Raw genomic sequence first — 21,242 nt, 5'->3', positions numbered from 1 at the left:
TCTGAAAAATGAGAAAGGATAAGGGATATGAAACAAGTTTTTCTCTCTACAACAACTGAATTTAAAGAGATCGATACGCTTGAACCGGGTACTTGGATCAATCTCGTTAATCCGACTCAAAATGAATCACTCGAAATCGCCAACGCCTTCGATATCGATATTGCCGACCTTCGTGCACCACTCGATGCGGAAGAAATGTCTCGTATTACCATCGAAGATGAGTATACTTTGATCATCGTGGACGTGCCGGTCACAGAAGAAAGAAATAACCGCACCTACTACGTCACCATCCCGCTTGGTATTATCATCACTGAGGAAACCATTATCACTACTTGTTTGGAACCATTACCGGTCCTCGATGTCTTTATCAACCGTCGCTTGCGTAATTTCTATACCTTCATGCGCTCACGTTTTATCTTCCAGATTCTCTATCGCAATGCAGAACTTTACCTAACAGCCCTTCGTTCGATTGACCGTAAGAGTGAACAGATTGAAAGTCAACTGCATCAATCAACTCGTAATGAAGAATTGATTGAGCTCATGGAATTGGAAAAAACCATCGTCTATTTCAAGGCCTCCCTCAAAACAAATGAGCGCGTGATTAAGAAATTAACCAGCTCAACCAGCAATATCAAGAAATACCTTGAGGACGAAGACCTGCTTGAAGACACCCTGATTGAAACCCAACAGGCCATCGAGATGGCAGACATTTATGGAAACGTCTTGCATTCTATGACAGAGACCTTCGCCTCTATCATTTCTAACAACCAGAACAACATTATGAAAACCTTGGCCCTTGTGACCATCGTCATGTCCATCCCAACCATGGTCTTTTCTGCCTACGGGATGAACTTTAAGGATAATGAAATCCCCCTAAACGGCGAGCCGAATGCCTTCTGGTTAATCGTCTTTATCGCTTTTGCTATGAGTGTCTCGCTCACTCTCTATCTCATCCATAAAAAATGGTTCTAAGAGGAGTTCCTATGTCTCAGATTGATCTACAAAAATTAACAAAGAAAAACCAAGAGTTTATCCACATCGCTACCCAACAATTCATCAAAGATGGAAAAACAGACGCTGAAATCAAGGCTATCTTTGAGGAAGTTATTCCCCAAATCCTTGAGGAGCAAGCCAAGGGTACGACTGCTCGTTCCCTCTATGGCGCACCGACCCACTGGGCTCATAGTTTCACTGTCAAGGAACAATATGAAAAAGAGCATCCAAAAGAAAATGATGATCCAAAACTCATGATTATGGACTCAGCCCTTTTCATCACTAGCCTCTTTGCCCTCGTCAGCGCCCTCACAACTTTCTTTGCGGCAGATCAAGCTTTCGGCTATGGATTTGTCACTCTCCTATTAGTTGGACTGGTTGGTGGATTTGCCTTCTACTTGATGTACTACTTTGTTTACCAATACTATGGACCAGATATGGACCGCAGTCAACGTCCACCTTTCTGGAAATCTGTACTGGTTATCCTAGCTTCTATGTTCCTTTGGTTGCTTGTCTTCTTTGCAACAAGCTTCCTACCAGCTAGCCTTAACCCAGTACTGGCTCCATTGCCATTGGCTATCATCGGAGCAGCCCTCCTAGCCCTTCGCTTCTATCTCAAGAAACGCTTGAATATCCGCAGCGCAAGTGCAGGACCAACACGTTATTAAGAAGAATCATAAAAGCAACTGCAGGCGCGGTTGCTTTTTCACTTACTTTTTTGATTTTAAAGTATTCTTCTGACATCCCACATAGCTCTATCTAATCTTTTTGTGATAAAATAGGCTCAATCTATTTCTAGGGGGATAAAATATGATTTCTACTATTGGTATTGTTAGTTTATCTAGTGGCATTATCGGAGAGGACTTTGTCAAACACGAAGTGGACTTGGGTGTCCAACGTCTCAAGGACCTGGGACTCAATCCTATCTTTTTGCCCCATTCGCTAAATGGATTAGACTTTATCAAGAACCATCCTGAAGCTCGTGCAGAGGATTTGATTCATGCCTTTTCTGATGATAGTATCGATATGATCCTATGTGCCATCGGTGGAGACGATACCTATCGCTTACTACCTTATCTTTTTGAAAATGACCAACTCCAAAAGGTTATCAAACAAAAAATTTTTCTTGGCTTCTCGGATACAACCATGAACCATCTCATGTTGCATAAACTAGGAATCAAGACTTTTTATGGGCAATCCTTTTTAGCAGACATTTGTGAATTGGACAAGGAAATGCTAGCCTATAGCCTTCACTACTTTAAAGAATTGATTGAGACGGGAAGAATCTCAGAAATCCGCCCTAGTGACGTTTGGTATGATGAAAGGACTGACTTCAGTCCCAAGGCTCTGGGGACACCCCGTGTCAGTCATGCAAATACCGGTTTTGAGTTGTTGCAAGGAAATGCCCAGTTCGAGGGAAAAATCCTCGGTGGTTGCCTCGAATCCCTCTACGATATCTTTGACAACTCTCGATACGCAGATAGCACGGAGCTCTGCCAAAAATACAAACTTTTCCCTGACTTGTCAGACTGGGAAGGAAAACTCCTCTTGCTAGAAACAAGCGAAGAAAAGCCTGAGCCGGAAGACTTCAAAAAGATGTTGCGGACTGTAAAGGACACTGGCATATTCGAGGCCATCAGTGGACTCCTGGTCGGAAAACCTATTGATGAATCTTTCTATGACGACTATAAAGAGGCACTATTGGATATTATTGACAGCAATATCCCGATTGTCTATAATCTAAATGTCGGCCACGCAACTCCGAGAGCAATTGTACCCTTCGGAGTCCATGCCCATGTAGATGCAAAGGAGCAAGTCATTCGCTTTGACTATAACAAAAAATAAATAGTTTCTCTATTTTTGTGCTTTTGTATTCGTTTTCGTTACAATTTGTATCTGAATTTATTGCATTTCGCTAATTTCTATGATATCCTTTTGAAGGAGGTGTATATGACAAAACAAAAAATTAATCGAATCGTAGGTTCTATTGGTGCCTTTATTGGAATTATAGTATTTATTGCCTACATACCTCAAATTATCGCTAATTTACAGGGAAATAAAGCTCAACCATTTCAACCTTTATCAGCTGCTATATCTTGCTTAATCTGGGTTATTTATGGATGGACAAAGGAACCTAAGAAGGATTGGATACTAATCATTCCAAATTCAGCCGGTGTTATTTTAGGTGGAATCACTTTTCTGACTTCACTCTAACAAATATACTAGTATGTATAAAAAGCTGAGATAAATTTCTCAGCTTTTTTCTATATTCTCAGATATTCTAGTTACCTGTACTCACTAATAACCGCCTTTCCACTCACAATCATTCTCGTGGTCATCAACTAGCCCTGCTGCCTGTAGAAAAGACAAGACGGCGACTGGGCCTGTGAACTTGAAACCTCGTTTTTTGAGATCTTTGGCTAATTTCTCAGACAAAGTTGTTTTAGCTGGGGCTTGGCGGTAATCGGGAACATCGTTAACGATAGTTTTCCCCTCAACAAAAGACCAGAGATAAGTATCAAAAGAGCCGTAGATTTCCTGGACTTGTAAAAATGCTTGGGCATTAGAGCGTGTAGCAAAAATTTTGGCTCTATTTCGAATGATAGCTGGATTATCCAGCAAGGCTTCCAATTCGGTGTCGGTCATATCTGCGACTGCTTGAATTTGATAGCCATGAAATGCTTCTCGGAAAGCTTGGCGTTTGTTTAGTACCGTTTCCCAAGACAGGCCTGCCTGATAGGTTTCCATACACAACAACTCAAACAATGCTTGATCATCATGGAGGGGGTGGCCCCACTCCTCATCATGATAGGCAATGTAGAGCGGATTGGTCATCTTGACCCACGAACAACGTTTTGTCATGCTCTGCTCCTATTTGACCAACATTTTAAGGGCAGACTTGATATAGTTCTCAGCTGTATCTGTCGTTCCTTCAAAGAATTTCTTGATTTTCTTGAGTTCGGTTGCCTTGTAGCCCAGTGCCAGCATGGCTTCCATAGCTTCTTCCAATTCTTGGTTTTCAGCACTTGCTTGAACTACCACCTTAGCAGGAAGGTCATCTCCTGCAACTACTACCTTACCTTCCAAGTCCAGCACCATCTGCTGGGCTGTTTTCTTACCAATTTTAGGGAACTTGGTCAAGTAGGTAATGTTCTTGGTTTCGATGGCTTGAACCAGGCCAGCATTGTCATCAGCAGCAATAATAGCAAGAGCTGACACAGGACCAATCCCAGAAACCGAAATCAGACTGAGAAAGAGCTTTTTCTCGTCTTCTGAGCGAAATCCATAAAGTAGATGGGCATCCTCACGCACGACCTGATGCACATAAATTTGAGCTTCTTGTTTGACTTGTCCTGAGTAGGCATAAGGATTAGCCACATGCAGGATATAGCCGATACCATTGACTTCAAGAACAATGTATTTAGCAGTGATTTTAGTAATGATTCCTTTTAAATATTCGTACATAGTTTTCCTTTTAGTTTAATATTTCCCCAACTCACGGAGACTGGTGTGATTTTCCTGAATACGTCGGAACATCTTTTCCATATCCGACTTGGTAAAATGCACCAAAACAGGACGTCCGTGGGGACAGTTGTAGGGATTATCACATCGAGAGAGCTGATAAAGGAGCTGTCTAGCTGAATGATCATCGATACGATGGTTGGCCTTGATAGACCGCTTGCAGGACATCATAATAGCCAGCTCTGCTCGGTATTTCTTGATAGAAACTTCCTTGGTCAAAAGGAGCATGTCGCACATCTCATAGATGCCTGATTCAATCTCTTCTTCTGCCATCCAAATAGGATGTTCACGTAGGATAAATTGATTTTCCCCGTACTCTGCTAGAAAGACGCCCACTTCCTCCAAAAGTGCCATTCTTTCCTTGAGACGCAGAGCATCATCTGCTGGAAATTCAAAGATATAGGGCACTAGGAGTTGCTGTTGGCTCTGGTCAACATTGCCAATGCTTTCACGGTACTCCTCGTACTTAACCCGTTCCTGAGCTGCGTGTTGGTCTATGATGTAGAGTCCATCTCGCCCTTGGGCAAAGAGATAGGTTCCATGCATTTGCCCGAAAAATTCCAACTCTGGGAAGCTTGAAGATTCTTCTCGCTCCAGCTTGTCATATGCCTTATCAAGACTAGCTAGGTCTAACTCTGGGTGATCTAGCTGATCGTAGTTAGCAGGTTTTCTCTCTGCAAAATGCAGTTTTGCTGGCTTGGTCAGCTGGTCCAAGGTTTCCTTGGCAAACAAAGTCAAGTCTTGTCCCGCATCAGTCAATTCTACCTGATAATCAGCCACCTCAGCTTGGCTAGGTCTTGTCAGCTCTGTTTGCTCATAGTAGAGCGTATTTTCTTTGAGTGGGAGAATGGTCTGCTCCACCTTTTGACGATTCCTAACGGTAGACTTGGCAAGATTTTCCAAGGCATCTGGAATCAAACTCTGCTCCTTTAGACTCTTGGAAATGGCTTCTGAAACCAAGGCCATCAGTTCTTTTTCCTTAGAAATCCGCACCTCTTGCTTGGTTGGATGCACATTGACATCAGCCAGATAAGGGTCGATATGGATGTGAATGACAGCCAGTGGAAAACGGCCTACCATAAGTTTACTACCATAACCGTCAAGAATTGCACGATTGAGCAGGAAGTTCTTGATATAACGGCCATTGATGAAGAGGCTGATATAATTGCGATTGGCTCTAGTTAACTCAGGCAAGGATACAAATCCAGAAATTTCGAAATCAAGGTCAGAATTCTCAATTTCAATCATCTTCTTGGCACTCGCCAAACCGTAAATCCCTGCGATGGCTTGACGCAGTTGACCAGTTCCAGCTGTTCGTGTCATTTCCTTGCCATCACTGATTAAACTAAAAGAAATCTCAGGATGGGCCAAACCCAGACGATTGACAATATCAATGATATGAGACAGCTCCGCTTGCTGGCTCTTCATATACTTGAGACGGGCAGGCGTGTTGAAAAAAAGGTCCTCCACACAAACCTTGGTCCCCACAGGACTAGTCGCTGGAATGACTTCTTCAACTCCTCCCCCACGCGCGACTAACTTGGTTCCATGACTTGCTCCCTCAACTGCTGTCAAAAGGGTCAGAACACTAACAGAAGCGATAGAAGGTAGGGCTTCACCACGAAAACCAAGCGTGCGAATTCGAAAGAGGTCTGCTTGATTTTTTATCTTACTAGTCGCATGGCGACGCAGGGCCAATTCCACCTCATCGTGGGCAATTCCATGACCATTATCTGTGATTTGAATCTTCTTGAGACCAGCTTCCTCAATCTCAATGATAATCTGACTAGAGCCCGCGTCAATAGCATTTTCTACCAACTCTTTTACCACACTAGCAGGCCGCTCAATGACCTCTCCTGCCGCGATCTGGTTTGCCAGCACCTCTGGCAATTCAATAATATGAGACATCTTTCAGCCCCTTTCCGTATCTATTTTCCTAGAAATTGATTAGTGCTATTATACCATATTTCAGATAGGACAGAAAAGCTCCACCACATAGGAGTCAAATCCCTCCACATAGACAAAGTCCCTTGCAAGGGGGCATAAAATAGTGGTATACTCAATAAAAATCAAAGAGCAAACTAGAAAGCTAGGCGCAGACAGTACTTTGGTACGGCAAGACGACGCTGACGTGGTTTGAATTTGATTTTTGAAGAGTATTAATAAAGATGTACAAGAAGTGATCACAATTTTGTATGAAAAACAAGGAGAGAAATTTATGAAAGTAGAACTACAGATTAGTGAGACTTACAAGGAGGAAAAACTGATTGTCCAAGCACCTCAGCCGACAGATAAAGTCCAGAAAGTCATCGAGTTCGCAGAAAATCTGGATCAAAAAGAAAAAATCAAAGGGAAAATCGATGATCAGGTCTATCTAGTTAAGATTGGTAAGATACAACGCTTCTATATCGAGAATCGGAAGGTTCTAGCAGAAACAGCAAGTCAGACCTACAACATTGATTTACGGCTCTATCAAGTCCTTGAAATTCTGCCAACCAATTTTATCCAAATTTCTCAATCAGAAATCATCAATATCGACTCCATCTCTCACCTCAAGCTCACTCCCAACGGTCTAGTTGAAATTTTCTTGAAGAATGAAAGCTTCACCTACTCTTCACGCCGTTACCTAAAAACCATCAAGGAGAAATTAGAACTATGAAAAAACAAATCTTTCACGACGCAGCTGCTGGTGTCCTCATCGGCCTCATCCTCTCTATCATCTTTTCACTCATTTATGCACCAAGTACCTACGCACCCCTAAATCCCTACTCTCTCATCGGCCAAGCGATGATTCAACATCAGGTTCACGGTGCCCTAGTCTTGCTCTACTGCACACTTATCTGGGCATCTATCGGTATGCTCTTCAACTTTGGCAACCGCTTATTCAGCCGTGACTGGAGCATGCTTCGTGCCACTCTGACTCATTTCTTCCTCATGCTAGTAGGCTTTATCCCACTAGCAACCCTGGCAGGTTGGTTCCCCTTCCACTGGATCTTCTATCTCCAGCTTATTATCGAGTTTGCGATTGTCTACCTCATCATTTGGGCTATTCTCTATAAAAGAGAAGCTAGAAAAGTTGACCACATCAATCAACTCTTGGAGCATAGAAAGTAAGAACCTCATAATAAGCAAATCCGAGAAAGAAACTTCTCGGTTTTTCTTTACCCTGCTGTACCTTGCTATCACAGCAGTTATTTTCAGATTTTCTTTGTAAATTTTCTATCTTTTTTCAAGATTATCTTGCATTTTCTCAAAGTTTTTTGTAGAATATAGATTATATATCCAGATTATTCTGAAAATTCAAAAAGGAGTATTTATCATGTCGCAAGCTATTTCGTTAAATCAATCCACCTGGGCAAGTAAACTAAAAGCAATGGGGCCTGGAATCCTAATGGCTTCTGCAGCTGTTGGCGGTTCCCATATTGTATCCTCAACTCAAGCTGGCGGTTCTTACGGTTGGTCTCTACTTCTCTTGGTCATCTTAGCCAATGTCTTTAAATATCCATTTTTCCGTTTTGGTGCTGAATACACAGCTGATACTGGAAAGACTTTGGTTGAAGGTTATGTCGAAAAAGGAAAACTTTATCTCTGGATTTTCTTTATTCTCAATGTCTTTTCGGCTATGGTCAACACAGCTGGTGTTGCTATTCTGTGCTCAGCGATCATCGCCAGTGCCTTCCCAATGATTGGACTTAGCATCACTCAGTGGTCCCTCATTCTCGTTGCAATCATTTGGGCTATGTTACTCTTTGGAGGCTACAAACTCTTAGACGGCATGGCAAAATGGATAATGTCTGCTTTGACCATTGCAACTGTTCTTGCAGTTATTATCGCGGCGGTAAAACATCCAGAATACAGTTCTAATTTTGTCGAGAAAACACCTTGGCAAATGGCAGCTCTACCCTTCATCGTTTCCCTCTTAGGATGGATGCCGGCTCCTATCGAAATTTCAGCCATCAATTCACTTTGGTCTGCTGAAAAGAAAAAGACCGTCAACTTTAATACAGAGGACGCTCTATTTGACTTTAACGTTGGTTACATTGGAACAGCTGTCCTAGCTGTGTTCTTTGTAGCATTGGGAGCACTGATTCAATATCCCACAGGGCAGGCGGTCGAAGCTGCTTCAGCCAAATACATCTCTCAATTCGTGGGCATGTATGCCTCTGTTCTTGGCGAATGGTCCCGTTACTTGATTACCTTTATTGCTTTCCTGTGTATCTTTGGAACAGTTATCACTGTTATCGATGGCTATTCTCGCGTTAATCAGGAATCTCTCCGACTGCTAATCCGTCAAAAAGAGGACAATAGTAAATCTTTGAACATCTGGATGACCATCACTGCTATCATCGGTATCGTCATTATCAAATTCTTCGCTGGTCAGGTGTCAACCATGCTCCGCTTTGCCATGATTGGCTCTTTCCTGACAACACCATTCTTTGCTCTTTTGAATTACGCCTTGGTAACGCGTGAAAACAAAAATCTTCCTTCTTGGCTCAAACACCTTGCCATTGCAGGATTGATTTTCCTCTTTGGTTTCGCCATCTTCTTTATCTATGCACTCGCAATCGGAAAAGCAGGATAACTAACAAGCTCTAGATGAAGATAAGGTTTCATTTCAAGAGATAATTCAGCCAATATTTCTATGCTAAAAGGCATAAGAACAAGGTTTTGAATACCTGAACTTATGCTTTTTTACGTTCTCAAAGACTGTTTATACTCAAAAAGCAGTTGAACAACTTCAACCACCTCTTATATTGAGTATTAATTCTCCCTTTCCAACTCATACAAATCTGCAATAATCGCTGCGACATGTTTGATATCTCCCAGCATACCTCGCATTTCAAAGTCAGCCAATACAGGGAAACCAAAGCGTTGGCTGTATTGCTTAGCTGTCAGGCAGTATTGGTTATTAAAGTTACGATTTCCTGAACCAACTACGCCAAAACACTTACTAGCATTGTCACCATAGGCGATAAAATCCCCCACTGGTGTCGTCAAAATCTCTACATCTCCGTTATCAACGCCATTCCCACCTTCTAGGTAGGTCGGCAAAAAAGCGACATAGGGATGGTCCATTTCATAAAAATCTTGGCCTTCTTTGACCAAATCCTTGATATGAATCTTTTGAACCTCAATTCCCTCGTACTGGGACAAGAGATAATCTTTCAAGCGCGTCACAAAACTCTCGGTATTGCCACTCAGACTGATATAAACTAAAGAAATTGTCTTCATATGTACCTCCATCATTTTATATAATCGAAAAGAACTATCAAGATTGTAACTTGATAGTTCTTTTTTGTCAATACTTAGGCAAGATCTTCTGTTTCCTCTTCTTCAGCCAAGGCTTTTTGCTGACGCCACATCTTGTAAAAGACAAGGGCTAGGAAGAGAACATTGATGACGATATAGAGAATGCTAACGGCTTGTGAAATAACACTTATCCCTAAACGCATGGTCTCATCGTGAACTAACTGCACAGCATCTTGTAAAGTCACATAGCTATAAATCGAACCAATAATGGCTAGCAAAACATAGCCGACATAAGTATAGTTTGCATATTGCAAATTCTTACGAACAAGGAAGACAATCGCTACTACCACTAAAATAGCAGATAGCACAATCAAGACCATATTAAAAATAGAATGAGTTGATTCTGCTACTCTATAGGTGTAATTAAGCTGGTCTTCTAATTGCTGAGCACTGACCCCTGCAACTTGTTTCTGAGCGGCACGAAGAGCTTCTTTGCTAGGTAAAGGACTCAACATTCCAAACAGAGACATAGCTGAAATAAGAGCAGACAAGATTAGCAAGACCCATAGATAAATCGGTTTCTTTTTCATGATAGAACCTCCTGATATTATTATTGATATTATAGCACTTTTTGTAAAGGGATACAAATTTTATAGTATAGTTTCTACCTGTTTTCTGTAGGCTTTTGGCGATTTTCCGCACAATTTTCGGAACACTTTATAGAAATATCCAACATTACTGTAACCAACAGCATAACAAATATCTTCGATACTGTCACTAGTTGAAAGCAAAAGTTGTTGGGCAGCCTTAATACGTTGTTTATTGAGCAATTCAGCAAAGGTCGAATTGGTTTCTCGCTTAATCAACTGTCCCAGATAGACAGGATTGATAAAGAGATCCTTACTGATATCCTTGAGGGAAAGTTCTTTTTGATAATCACGCCCAATGACTTCTAGCACACTAACCACATTTTCATTCATACGATATTGTCCAAAGAATCGGGTCAGAGTTTCCTTGATATAAGGAACCAGTTCATCGAATGATTGAATAGCATGAATGGTTTTGACAATGTCCGTCATATCATCAGCTTTGAGATGTTCAAACAAATGAAAGACATCCATGACAAACTGGATAAAAAGCTGTTTGGTAATCGGAACACGCGGCGTATTTTCAAGAACCACCTTCTCCAAGAGGTTCAACTCTTCTACGATTTGATTGAGATTCCCCTGAATGATAACCCTATAAATCGGTTCGTAGTAGGTAAATAGACTCTGAGACTGTTTTAGATTTACAGAACCGTAAAAGAGGGCTTTCTCAGCATTCAGCTTCCAGCGTTCAAAGTGTTCTTGATAAGGAGCTTCAAAGGGAGTAACGACTAAACCATCTAGGGGTTGATCAGAAATAAAAATCTGCCAGTCTTGACCCAATACATAGTAGGGAATGGTGAAGGAGCCTTGTTTTTCCTTGGATAGACCTATCCACCAATTCTCCTTACCTCCTAGATAACTAACAAACCCAGCCTCGTCTAAATCTTGACTGAGGGTCTGACTTTTCTTCCCTCTCTCGCCGAGCTGACCTGCAATCTTCTCCAGCAGATTTCCCAACTCTACCTTATCAACAGGCTTAACCAAATAGTCCACCACACTAAGGTTCATTGCTCTTTTTACATAATCAAACTCCTGATAACCTGAAAGCAGGATATAGGCTGCATCTGGTAAGATTTCTTTCATCTCCCGAATCATATCAAGCCCTGTTTTGTCGGGCATATTGACATCGGAAATGACCACATCGACAGGATTTTCCTGAACATATTCTAGGGCTTCATCGGCATGACTGGCTGTTGCGACGACCTCCATATCCCACTTATCAAAGGGAATCAAACGTTTCAGACCTTCTGTCACCATGTACTCATCATCTACTAATAATACTTTATACATTTTCTCCCTTTCTACTCATCTTGAATTGTAATACGATACTGAACACCTGCTTGCTCTGCAGACTCTATAGTAATAGCATAGCGGTCCCCAAAATAGAGCACAAAACGCTCATGGACATTGACAATCCCGATAGATTGCTTTTGATCACTGTAACTGGCTTGGTGTTCAAAATGTCTCTGACTTAATTTTTCTCGAATACTTGTCAGTTTTTCAACCGACATTCCGCGGCCATTATCGACCACCAAAATTTCTACAAAACCATCCTGTTTAAGCGCCTTGATGCTAATCACATTATCTGTCCGTCTGTGGTCAACACCATGCGCGAAATAATTTTCTACCAGCGGTTGCAAGGTAAACTTAGGAATTTTCATATTCTCTAGCTCTGGGTCTATCTTGAAACCATAGGCAATGGACTTGGGATAGCGAACCATGCAGAGATAACTGTATTTACGGCAAAATTCTAATTCCTGTTTGAGAAGGGTCTCTCTTTCGTCGGAAATATTGTTACGCAAGAGACTACTAAACTCATAAATGATATCTGCCAACTCATCTTGACTCTGCATGACTGCGTACATACGCAAGAACTCCAGAGTATTGTACATGAAGTGAGGATTGATTTGCGCCTGCAAGGCCCGCATATTGGCATCTTTTTGACTAAGCTCTAACTGATAAATATCATGGATATTCTTTTCCAAGCGATCCAACATATCATTGGTCGTCTCCGAGATTAGGAGCAATTCCTGATCCTTTTCAAGCGTATCAATGCGAAGACCTTCTTGTCCTTTGGCAATAGCTTGGATGGAATCCACCAGGTCCACTACCTGCTTTTGATAATTAGCAAAAGTCTTCCTCAAAGTCAGATAGAGAATGACAATAAAGAGAAGGCTCAAGCCCACAATCAAAGCAGAGCTAGCCACTGTTCCTTGTAAAACAAAGTTTTTAGGAACTGCCACCTGAACCTGATATCCATGAGAGGTAAAACCGACAAACCAGTTCTCATGTTCCCTATTGACCCTCTCACCAATATGAAAAATCTCCGTATCAAATGGTGATGTCACAGTCACAGCCATCGGGATATGACCTCGGGTATTGTCAATGGCATGATATAAGACTTCTGGATCCAAGGAGATGTAAATCACTCCTATAGATTGATCCGTTGCTGGGTCCAGAACTGGAATGCCAAAACTATTGGCCTCTGGTTTAAAGGCCTCAGCAGGCAAGACATGACCACTTCTTTTATCCCTTGTTGAAACATAAACTTCTTTAAAATCCTGCAAGACGATTGCAACACCCGTTATAGAGTCATTTTGGACATAAAGATCATCAATGTTTTCATACAGAGAAATAGAAGTTGACGAAGCTGCTTGATGCTCCAATAGCCAATAAAAATACTCAGAAGTTGACAAGCTAAAGTACTTATAAACCCCTTGTATCCGGTCTTGATTGGCTACTAAATCTTGCGCCAGTTGGGCTGACTCCCGATAATAATACTCCACCTCATCGACTGTTCGAGTGGTTACACGTTGGGCTACTCTTTGAGCTTCCTTTTCCCGTGAATCCCAGTCAGCGTAAGAGAGTAAGATTGCAAAACTCGCAATAATAATCATCATAACTGAACTGTAGGTTCTTAGAAGCGTATGTAGCCAAAACTGCTTCATTCTATTTTGTCGCCAATTTTTCATGGATACTTTCATAGACCGGTTCCAACATATCACTGATAAAGAAATGCCACATCCCAATTCCTACAAAGAAAAGTAGGGCAGGCATATAGTAACCAATTGCCACAAGTAGCACTGTCCCAAGGAGAACCTTGGCCACAGCCGCTAGGCTCATAAAGATGCCAATCAAGGATAGTTTGAGACTATTTCGATAGGACAAATCAAAATAAACTTGTAATTTCAAAGATACTGTATAAGCCAAAAAGATCAGGGCAACTACTAGGACATTCAAAAAGGTCGCAATCAAATGAATAATAGTCTGATGAGGCAATTGTACCAAGAGATACAAGCCATAGAGCAAAACTAGATCCACCCCTAAAAAGCTATAGAAAATCAGGTTGCTTGAGACGAAATTTTGCTTATAAAGAGACCACGCCTCCTTCAAACTGTATTCCCGAAAGCTATAACCATGTTCTGCATATAGACTCATCAAGGTGGCACTAGCCGGCGCTAGACCAAGGATAATCCCTCCTGCCAATGTTAATAGCCAAAAGAAGGCTGTCGCAATCATCCCTAAAAAGAAACGATTAAAGACAAAGTCTAAAAATCTACCCATGATATCCCCCTAAAAATAACTATGAAACTATTATATCATATTTCAAGCGTTTTCAAAAACTTCTAGTATCCATTTACAATCCCACCAAACCATGGTAAAATGAGAATTGTGAAAAAATTATCAGGAGACAATTCATGAAAAAAACTATCTTAACTACACTTCTTTTTGCAGTTCTTTACTTCCTCTGCATGGGGATTGGTGTCCTTTTGGGCAATCTCTTTGACCAAACTGGAAACATGTTTTATGCGCCTGCCTTTACTGCCCTTGTCGGCGGTGGCGTCTATATGATTCTAATCGCAAAAGTTCCACGTTTTGGAGCCATTACCACTATCGGCCTTGTCATTGCTCTCTTTTTCTTGGGAACTAAACACGGTGCCGGTGCCTTCCTTCCTGGAATTATCTGTGGCCTGCTAGCAGATGCAGTAGCTAGCCTCGGAAAATACAAGGACCAAACAAAGAACTTTCTTTCTTTTATTATTTTTGCCTTCAGCTCAACTGGCCCAATCTTACTTATGTGGATTGCGCCCAAAGCCTATATGGCAACCCTTCTAGCAAGAGGAAAATCCCAAGAATATATCGACCGTATCATGGTCGCGCCAAACCCTGGAACCATCCTTCTATTTATAGCAAGTATTGTCATCGGAGCCCTAGTGGGTGCCTTAATTGGACAAACCTTGAGTAAAAAATTGGCACAGAAAATCTGATTACTAAAAAAGAGCCAGGCGGCTCTTTTTTATTTATGGCTCAATTTCTTGGTCAAGAAGTCTCCCAAGAATTGGATCGCAAAGATAATCAAAATGATAATGATGGTTGCCAAGATGGTTACATCGTGATTGTAACGGTTAAATCCATAAGCGATGGCTACGTTACCGATACCACCAGCTCCAACCGCACCAGCCATAGCTGTTTCTCCAACAAGAGAAATCAAGGTCACAGTCGTCACACGGATCAAATCTGGAAGACCTTCTGATAGGTAAACACCTACGATATCCCAGAATGTCGCTCCGCTAGCTTGAGCCGCCTCAATAACACCACCATCTAGCTCAGCCAAGACAACCTGTACTTGACGGGCAAAGAAGGCAAAGACTGCAAAAGATAGCGGTACGATAGCCGCATTTGGACCAATGCTTGTTCCTACGATTAGATGAGAGAAGGGTGACAAGACTGCCAAGAGAATGATAAATGGTACCGCACGGAAAATAGAGGTAATCTTATCTAAAATCCAGAAAACGACCTTATTTTCCAAGACACCACCTGGCGCTGTCAAAACAAGGAAAAGACCTGCAACAAGCCCCAAGAAACCTCCGATGATGAAAGAAAGAACTGTCATATAAAGAGTTAGATAGATGGCTGTTCCCCAGCCTGCCTGACCAGCCCAACCCATTTTATAGACATTTGGCAAATAGGTTTGAATCAATGATTCCATCTTACTGTCCTCCCTTCAATACTTTTAGTTGTACGCCTGCTTGACGAATGGCTTCTTGGGCACCTGCCAACGCTGCTTTTTCACCTGACAAGACCACAACTAATTCTCCAACAGGAGTACCATCGAGAATTTCGATATTTCCATAGAGGATATTAGCCGTTACTTGATAATGCTTGTACAATTCATTCAAAAGTGGCTCGTCTGTTGAAGCACCTGCATACTTGAGTTGCACCAAAAGGCTGTTTTCAGACAAGTGTTCCACGATTTCTTGCTTCTCGATTTTGACCATGGCTTCGTCAATACCTGTAGCTGTTGAGATAAAGTCTTGAGTCAAAGGTTGTTTAGGATCTGAGAAGATTTCAAGGACACTGCCCTCTTCAATCAAATGCCCATCCTGCATAACTGCCACACGATTGGCAATGTCTTTGACAATCTGCATTTCATGCGTAATCAAGACAACAGTCAAGCCTAATTTTTGGTTCAAATCTTGCAACAAGGCCAAAATCTGCTTGGTTGTCTTAGGATCAAGGGCAGAAGTTGACTCGTCTGAAATCAAGATTTTTGGATCATTTGCCAAAGCACGCGCAATGGCCACACGCTGTTTTTGCCCTCCAGATAGTTGTGAAGGGTAGTTTTCAGCACGGTCTGCCAAGCCAACCAAGTCCAACAACTTGGCTACTTTAGCCTTCTTTTCTTCCTTGCTAAGTCCAGAGTGTTTGAGGGCGAAGGCTACATTCTCCTCTGCTGTCTTTTGGCTCATGAGGTTAAAATGCTGGAAAATCATTCCGATATCTTGACGTTTACGACGCAACTGCTCAGCCGTCAAGGTCACCTTGCCATCAAAAATCACATCGTCGTCAATGGTAATTTTCCCTGCAGATGGTTTTTGCAAGAGATTAATCACCCGTACAAGGGTTGATTTCCCTGCTCCAGAATATCCAACGATTCCGTAGATATCCCCTTCTTGAATGTGAATGGTCACATCCTTGACCGCTGTGATGGTTCTCTTCTTTTGGTGAAAAGTCACATCGATCTGATCTAACTTGATAATATCTCTACTCATAGCTTCTAATCAGCTCCTCTACTAATTCAATATGGGTGTAGTAATCGGCGATTCGCACATTTTCATCTCCACCGTGGTCTCGGCTGTTGGCATTTCCTAGACCGAAGGCCACCATTGGCACCTCTAGGGCATCAAAGACCGTATGCATAGGCCCTGTCCCCGCTGTCGTCGGCAAGACTGAAACGCCCTGTGGATAGAATTTCTTGGCCAACTCGATTACATTGAGAATGGCTGGTGCGCTCATATCGCTGCGATAACTCATCTCTCCCAAGGTATAGTATAATTCTACCTTATCAAAGCCATTTTTGTCTAGCTGTTTCCGAATTTTTTCCAGAACATCATGCGGTTCTAGACCAGGAACCAAACGAACCTCTAGCTTAGCACTGGCTTCTGCTGGCAAAATCGTTTTAACCCCTTGTCCTTGGTAACCTGACTGAATCCCTTCGATATTGAGAGCAGGTTCAAAAAAGAAACGTTTTAGAAAGGCTGCGCGATCCTCTTGTAAGAGAGGCAATTCCAAACCATAAATCTGGCTGATTTCCCCTGGATTTCGTTGGGCGTAAGTATCCACCAAGGCCAATTCACGTTCATTTGGCTCTTGAACTTCTTCGTACAAACCTTCAACCAAGATACGGCCATCTGCGGCACGAAGAGACTGTAGGGCTTGGAGGAGATACCAAGGAGCTGATTCCACAACCCCACCATAACTAGAGTGGATATCGACATCCGCACTTTTTACCTTGGCATCAAAGGTCACAATCCCCTTATTTCCACCAGAAATTTCTAGCTGCTCCAAGGCATTCTTGGTCCCTTGTTCCCAAACTAACAAATCTGCTCCACGGAGTTTATCAGCGTGCTTTTCCAGATACTTATCTAGGTCTGTCGAAGCGGATTCCTCCGCTCCCTCCATGATAAAACTGATATTGACAGGCAAATCATCATGGTGCTGCATGTATTTTCTCAAAGCACTCAAACGAGCTGTGATATGACCCTTATCATCGTCAACCCCACGCCCATACATGAAGCCATTGCGCACTGAAAGAGTAAAGGGATCCTCTGTCCAGACCTGATCCCCATCCGCTGGCACAGTGTCATAGTGGTTATAGAAAATCAAGGTCTTGGCATCTGGACGTGAACTCTTGAAATGCGCCATGACAAAGGGCGCCGTATAAGTCTCATCAATCTCCACTTCAGCCCCAACACGTTTGAAAATCTCACCCAGATAGTTTGCGACTTCCTTAAGTCCGACCTGCTGGGCAAAGACCGATTTCTTAGAAATCAAGGTACGCAAAACCTCAAAATAATGCTGGGCTACATGATCCTTTTCAAATTTTTCAATCTGTTCTTGTTCGCTAGGAAAAACCATATTCTCTCTACCTTTCTATGAACTACTCTTCCTGACAATCCATGCTCTATACAAAAGCAAGAGGTGGAATTCTCTCTCCCACCTCCCTGTTTCTTATTACCAAACTGGTTGATCCAAACCGTCTGATGTTTCTTCGATAACTTTTTTCACTTCATCTGTATGGTAAGCTGCGATCACTTTCTTGATAGCATCAGCCTTAGGTGATGTTTCCCAATCTTTTTTCGCAACGATAATGTTGTACCATTGTTTTGAGTTTTCATCAGCTTGTTCTTTGAAAAGTGCTTTCTTGTAGTCCAATTTTGCTTCTGTAACGAAGGTATTGTTTACAACGGCAGCGTCAACTGATGACAATGAACGAGCTGTTTGGCTAGCGTCCAATTCAGTGATTTTCAAGTTCTTTGGATTTTCTTTGATGTTAGCAACTGTTGCAAGAGCAGTTCCAGAAACATCCAATTTAATCAAGCCAGCTGATTGAAGCAAGTAAAGCGCACGGCTTTCGTTTGTAGCATCGTTCGGTACAGCGATTTCTCCGTTTGCTGGGATGTCTTCTACTTTAGTGTACTTGTTGTCACTTCCATTCAAACCTGAGTAAAGGCGGATTGGAGAGATATAAGTATCTGCAATCGCTACAAGGTCTTTCCCGTTTTCTTTGTTCCAGTTGTTCAAGAAGTTGTAGTGTTGGAAAGCGTTCAAGTCTACTTCACCATCAGCAGTTGCCTTGTTTGGTTGTGAGTAGTCTGTGAACTCTGTAAATTCCAAAGTGATACCGTCTTTTTTAACCAATTCTTGGATTTTGTCCCAACGTTTTTCTTCAGAACCGCTACGGTTAACAGTTGCGATTTTGATAGTTGTTGCATTGTCTGCTTTCTTTTCTGAATTTCCGCAAGCTGCAAGAGCCAAACCTGCGACTGTAGCAAGAGCTGCTACACCAAGCCATTTTTTGATTTTCATGATTCTTTCTCCTTAAAAATAATACCGTACTAGTATCTCACAATTTATTTGATTTCACAAATTGTTATTAGATAGTCAGATATATAGTTTAAAACTATATCCCTAAAAACTGAGAAATCATCCACCTTATGCAGAATGGATGATTTCAAAAAATTATTTAATATCAGCTTCTGCTGGTAGATAAGTGTCTCCAAAGAATTGTTTAGACAATTTTTCAAGAGTTCCGTCTTTGTAGAGTTCTTGGATACGTTTGTCTACAAATGTTTTCAACTCATCTTGACCTTTAGCAAGAAGTGGGTAAACATAAGGTTGTTGGTCGCTTGGAAGTTCGATCACTTTCAAGTTGTCCAAACCTTGGTCCTTGATGACTGTTTCAACACCGATTTTATCAAAAATCTTGTAGTCAAACTGGCCATCGCTCAAGCGTCCCATGATTTGTTGGAAGTCTGCTTTAGTATACTTTAGGACAGTTGGATTATCTGAATGTTGTTTGTTGTAGTCTTCTAGCTGTTTAGCAGATGTTGTCCCTTGAACAACTTCTGTTGATTTTCCACCGATATCATCAAGCGATTTGATGCTAGGGTCATCTTTTTTCACTACAAGAACGTTAGGGTTTTTAGCAGTTGGAGCTGCATAAAGGTATTTTTCAGCACGTTCTTTAGTGTAGCTGATGTTGCTAACAGCCATATTGTAACGGTCGGCATCAAGTCCTGCAAAGACTCCTGACCACTCTGTCTTCTCAAACTTGACATCATACTTGTCAGAGTCTTTAAAGATAGCGCGAACCACTTCAATTTCGTAACCAGTCAATTCGCCATTTTCTTCATAGTTGAATGGTTTTGGTGTAGCATTAGTTGCAACGATAATTTCTTTCTTGCTAGCTGCTTCTCCTTCTTTCTTAGCACCACCTGAGCAAGCTGCTAACACACCTGCAGCAACAAGCCCTAGGGCAGCAAGAGATGAGTATTTAACGATTTTTTTCATGTCATTTCCTCCAAAATAGAATACCTTATAATCTTAACAGAAAAAGACCATTTACGCCATTATATGATATCTATCTCTGTGATAGGTTTTCTTTATGGCTAATTTATACTCAATGAAAATCAAAGAGCAAACTAGAAAGCTAGCCGCAAGCTGTACTTGAGTACGGTAAGGCGACGCTGACGTGGTTTGAATTTGATTTTCGAAGAGTATTAAAAGACCAAACGCAAGACTGCAATTAAGACCACTCCAAAGAGAACCGTTCCGACTAGATTACGGTAGCGAAAGGCCACCCAAGCCGTTGGAAAGACTGCTAAGAAATCCAGCCATTTGATTTGAGGAAGACTCCCAGTCTTGCCTGTCACTACGCTTGACAGAATCAAGGCAAAGATAATAGAAACGGGCAAGAACTTCAAAAAGCGCTCAACGATCGCAGGCAAACCCTTATACTTGACCAAGATGAAGGGAATCATACGGGGAATCCAGGTCACCAAGCCAGAGAAAATAACTGCTAATAAAAGATACTTACTGACCATCTAATACCACCCCCATTGTACAACCAAGTAGCGTCGCAAACAGAACAGCTAGTGACTGAGACACCACTGTCAAGAGTAAAAAGAAGGACACCGCAACAACTGCTAGGATAATGAGCAGATTGCGGACAGGAATCCGTCTTTGCATAATCTGGAATTGCGAAGCAAAAATTCCAATGAACATCCCAACCAGGGCAAAATCCAAGCCAAAGATTTCTGGATTTGGCAGCAGACCACCCAGAGCCGTTCCGACAACTGTTCCCACAAACCAAGCCACATAGCTGTTGAGATTGTTTCCGTGCATCCACATAGGATTGACCTTGTCTGTATGGGCTAACTCGCCCATCAAAACGCCATAAGTCTCATCCGTCAAGAGACTAGACATACCGATATTTTGCCAGAGACTGGTATGACGGAAATAGGTTGACGCATGCAAACTCAACAAAAAGAGACGCAAATTAATCAAAAAGACCGTCATAGCAATAGCTGCCACAGGTGCTTGAACCGCAATCAGTGCCAACATGGCAAACTGGGCGCTCCCAGCATAAACAAAGAGGCTCATCAAGCCCATCTCAACAGGTGTCACATAGGGCGCACCAATAATCCCACAGGCCAAGCCAATACTGACATAACCAAGGGCCGTTGGCATGGCCGCCTGCGCCCCCTCCCAAAATCCTTTTTCTTTCATCTTTCTCCTCATATTGTCTTAATAATACTCAATGAAAATCAAAGAGCAAACTAGAAAGCTGGCCACAGGTTGCTCAAAACATTGTTTTGAGGTTGCAGATAGAAGCTGACGCAGTTTGAAGAGATTTTCGAAGAGTATAAGTAGGCTGAAAAGGCTCCAGCCATAGCATGGACTATTATAACACATTCAGGAAAGAGAAAAAAGTGGCTCTATAATATTTGTAGTGGGTAAATCCCCTATGGATCTTATGGAGCCTTT

23 protein-coding genes are annotated in these 21,242 nt (G+C 42.0%); 8 read left to right on the top strand and 15 right to left on the bottom strand.

From position 1 onward, the window contains the following. The first annotated feature begins 27 nt into the window (after nucleotides 1-27). From ADG81_RS08180 to ADG81_RS08165, 4 genes are all read left to right on the top strand, one after another. Entirely contained in the window at nucleotides 28-972 is a 945-nt protein-coding gene (locus ADG81_RS08180) for a magnesium transporter CorA family protein (RefSeq protein ID WP_000815623.1), read from the top strand. A gap of 11 nt (nucleotides 973-983) precedes the next feature. After that, entirely contained in the window at nucleotides 984-1,661 is a 678-nt protein-coding gene (locus ADG81_RS08175) for a DUF1129 domain-containing protein (RefSeq protein ID WP_020900001.1), read from the top strand. A 142-nt stretch (nucleotides 1,662-1,803) separates the two neighbouring features. Continuing rightward, nucleotides 1,804-2,838, top strand: coding sequence for a S66 family peptidase (locus tag ADG81_RS08170; RefSeq protein WP_049551437.1), 1,035 nt, complete (start codon nucleotides 1,804-1,806; stop codon nucleotides 2,836-2,838). Nucleotides 2,839-2,943: 105 nt separating this feature from the next. Then, complete coding sequence (locus tag ADG81_RS08165) at nucleotides 2,944-3,207, top strand: SemiSWEET family transporter (protein WP_000166114.1); 264 nt, start codon at nucleotides 2,944-2,946, stop codon at nucleotides 3,205-3,207. Between the two features lie 84 nt (nucleotides 3,208-3,291). Here ADG81_RS08165 and ADG81_RS08160 read toward each other — a convergent pair whose 3' ends face one another. From ADG81_RS08160 to mutL, 3 genes are read right to left on the bottom strand one after another with little or no spacing between them, the layout of a single operon-like run. Beyond that, nucleotides 3,292-3,855: a DNA-3-methyladenine glycosylase I gene (locus ADG81_RS08160; protein ID WP_049551436.1), complete on the bottom strand. Its 564-nt coding sequence runs from the start codon at nucleotides 3,853-3,855 to the stop codon at nucleotides 3,292-3,294. A 9-nt stretch (nucleotides 3,856-3,864) separates the two neighbouring features. Further along, nucleotides 3,865-4,458: a Holliday junction branch migration protein RuvA gene (gene ruvA, locus ADG81_RS08155; RefSeq protein WP_049551435.1), complete on the bottom strand. Its 594-nt coding sequence runs from the start codon at nucleotides 4,456-4,458 to the stop codon at nucleotides 3,865-3,867. A 15-nt stretch (nucleotides 4,459-4,473) separates the two neighbouring features. After that, entirely contained in the window at nucleotides 4,474-6,423 is a 1,950-nt protein-coding gene (mutL, locus tag ADG81_RS08150; RefSeq protein WP_049551434.1) for a DNA mismatch repair endonuclease MutL, read from the bottom strand. A 310-nt stretch (nucleotides 6,424-6,733) separates the two neighbouring features. On the opposite strand from mutL, the gene ADG81_RS08145 reads away from it, so the two are divergent. From ADG81_RS08145 to ADG81_RS08135, 3 genes are all read left to right on the top strand, one after another. Further along, nucleotides 6,734-7,174, top strand: a complete 441-nt coding sequence (locus tag ADG81_RS08145) for a LytTR family DNA-binding domain-containing protein (RefSeq protein ID WP_049551433.1) — start codon at nucleotides 6,734-6,736, stop codon at nucleotides 7,172-7,174. Beyond that, nucleotides 7,171-7,629, top strand: a complete 459-nt coding sequence (locus ADG81_RS08140) for a DUF3021 domain-containing protein (RefSeq protein WP_049551432.1) — start codon at nucleotides 7,171-7,173, stop codon at nucleotides 7,627-7,629. Before ADG81_RS08145 ends, ADG81_RS08140 begins: the two co-directional genes overlap by 4 nt. A 205-nt stretch (nucleotides 7,630-7,834) precedes the next feature. Further along, nucleotides 7,835-9,097 carry an NRAMP family divalent metal transporter gene (locus ADG81_RS08135; RefSeq protein WP_049551431.1) on the top strand — a complete coding sequence of 421 codons (1,263 nt, stop codon included), beginning with the start codon at nucleotides 7,835-7,837 and terminating at the stop codon, nucleotides 9,095-9,097. Nucleotides 9,098-9,276: 179 nt separating this feature from the next. Here the strand turns inward: ADG81_RS08135 and nrdI are convergent, their stop codons facing one another. From nrdI to ADG81_RS08110, 5 genes are all read right to left on the bottom strand, one after another. Next, the gene (gene nrdI / locus ADG81_RS08130) at nucleotides 9,277-9,747 is read right to left on the bottom strand and encodes a class Ib ribonucleoside-diphosphate reductase assembly flavoprotein NrdI (RefSeq protein WP_000849611.1); all 471 of its coding nucleotides are present in this window, start codon (nucleotides 9,745-9,747) and stop codon (nucleotides 9,277-9,279) included. A 74-nt stretch (nucleotides 9,748-9,821) separates the two neighbouring features. Further along, a complete protein-coding gene (locus ADG81_RS08125) occupies nucleotides 9,822-10,355 on the bottom strand; it encodes an ABC transporter permease (RefSeq protein WP_049551430.1) in 534 nt (177 codons plus the stop codon). Nucleotides 10,356-10,415: 60 nt separating this feature from the next. Beyond that, nucleotides 10,416-11,702: a response regulator transcription factor gene (locus ADG81_RS08120; protein ID WP_049551429.1), complete on the bottom strand. Its 1,287-nt coding sequence runs from the start codon at nucleotides 11,700-11,702 to the stop codon at nucleotides 10,416-10,418. 11 nt (nucleotides 11,703-11,713) lie between these two features. After that, nucleotides 11,714-13,384 carry a sensor histidine kinase gene (locus ADG81_RS08115; protein WP_342666360.1) on the bottom strand — a complete coding sequence of 557 codons (1,671 nt, stop codon included), beginning with the start codon at nucleotides 13,382-13,384 and terminating at the stop codon, nucleotides 11,714-11,716. Beyond that, nucleotides 13,362-13,976 carry a YesL family protein gene (locus ADG81_RS08110; RefSeq protein WP_033686148.1) on the bottom strand — a complete coding sequence of 205 codons (615 nt, stop codon included), beginning with the start codon at nucleotides 13,974-13,976 and terminating at the stop codon, nucleotides 13,362-13,364. Before ADG81_RS08110 ends, ADG81_RS08115 begins: the two co-directional genes overlap by 23 nt. A gap of 134 nt (nucleotides 13,977-14,110) precedes the next feature. On the opposite strand from ADG81_RS08110, the gene ADG81_RS08105 reads away from it, so the two are divergent. Then, nucleotides 14,111-14,680 carry an MptD family putative ECF transporter S component gene (locus ADG81_RS08105; protein WP_049551428.1) on the top strand — a complete coding sequence of 190 codons (570 nt, stop codon included), beginning with the start codon at nucleotides 14,111-14,113 and terminating at the stop codon, nucleotides 14,678-14,680. A 29-nt stretch (nucleotides 14,681-14,709) separates the two neighbouring features. Here the strand turns inward: ADG81_RS08105 and ADG81_RS08100 are convergent, their stop codons facing one another. From ADG81_RS08100 to ADG81_RS08070, 7 genes are all read right to left on the bottom strand, one after another. Continuing rightward, entirely contained in the window at nucleotides 14,710-15,402 is a 693-nt protein-coding gene (locus ADG81_RS08100; protein WP_000444647.1) for a methionine ABC transporter permease, read from the bottom strand. Nucleotide 15,403: 1 nt separating this feature from the next. Beyond that, the gene (locus ADG81_RS08095) at nucleotides 15,404-16,465 is read right to left on the bottom strand and encodes a methionine ABC transporter ATP-binding protein (RefSeq protein WP_000085666.1); all 1,062 of its coding nucleotides are present in this window, start codon (nucleotides 16,463-16,465) and stop codon (nucleotides 15,404-15,406) included. Next, on the bottom strand, nucleotides 16,458-17,831 hold the full coding sequence (locus ADG81_RS08090) for a M20 family metallopeptidase (protein WP_000231807.1): 1,374 nt from the start codon (nucleotides 17,829-17,831) through the stop codon (nucleotides 16,458-16,460). The genes ADG81_RS08095 and ADG81_RS08090 overlap by 8 nt, the downstream gene beginning before the upstream one ends. A gap of 96 nt (nucleotides 17,832-17,927) precedes the next feature. Then, a complete protein-coding gene (locus ADG81_RS08085) occupies nucleotides 17,928-18,782 on the bottom strand; it encodes a MetQ/NlpA family ABC transporter substrate-binding protein (RefSeq protein ID WP_042751775.1) in 855 nt (284 codons plus the stop codon). Nucleotides 18,783-18,935: 153 nt separating this feature from the next. Then, a complete protein-coding gene (locus tag ADG81_RS08080) occupies nucleotides 18,936-19,766 on the bottom strand; it encodes an amino acid ABC transporter substrate-binding protein (RefSeq protein ID WP_004254995.1) in 831 nt (276 codons plus the stop codon). Nucleotides 19,767-19,975: 209 nt separating this feature from the next. Continuing rightward, entirely contained in the window at nucleotides 19,976-20,299 is a 324-nt protein-coding gene (locus tag ADG81_RS08075; RefSeq protein ID WP_049551427.1) for an AzlD domain-containing protein, read from the bottom strand. Then, on the bottom strand, nucleotides 20,289-20,984 hold the full coding sequence (locus ADG81_RS08070; protein ID WP_000659743.1) for an AzlC family ABC transporter permease: 696 nt from the start codon (nucleotides 20,982-20,984) through the stop codon (nucleotides 20,289-20,291). Before ADG81_RS08070 ends, ADG81_RS08075 begins: the two co-directional genes overlap by 11 nt. Nucleotides 20,985-21,242: the final 258 nt, after the last annotated feature.

Origin of the sequence: Streptococcus pseudopneumoniae (assembly GCF_001070815.1) — a bacterium.
GTDB classification, from domain to species: domain Bacteria; phylum Bacillota; class Bacilli; order Lactobacillales; family Streptococcaceae; genus Streptococcus; species Streptococcus pseudopneumoniae_P.
Note: the sequence above shows the minus strand (reverse complement) of the source record. Positions and strands in the feature narration are given on the sequence as shown.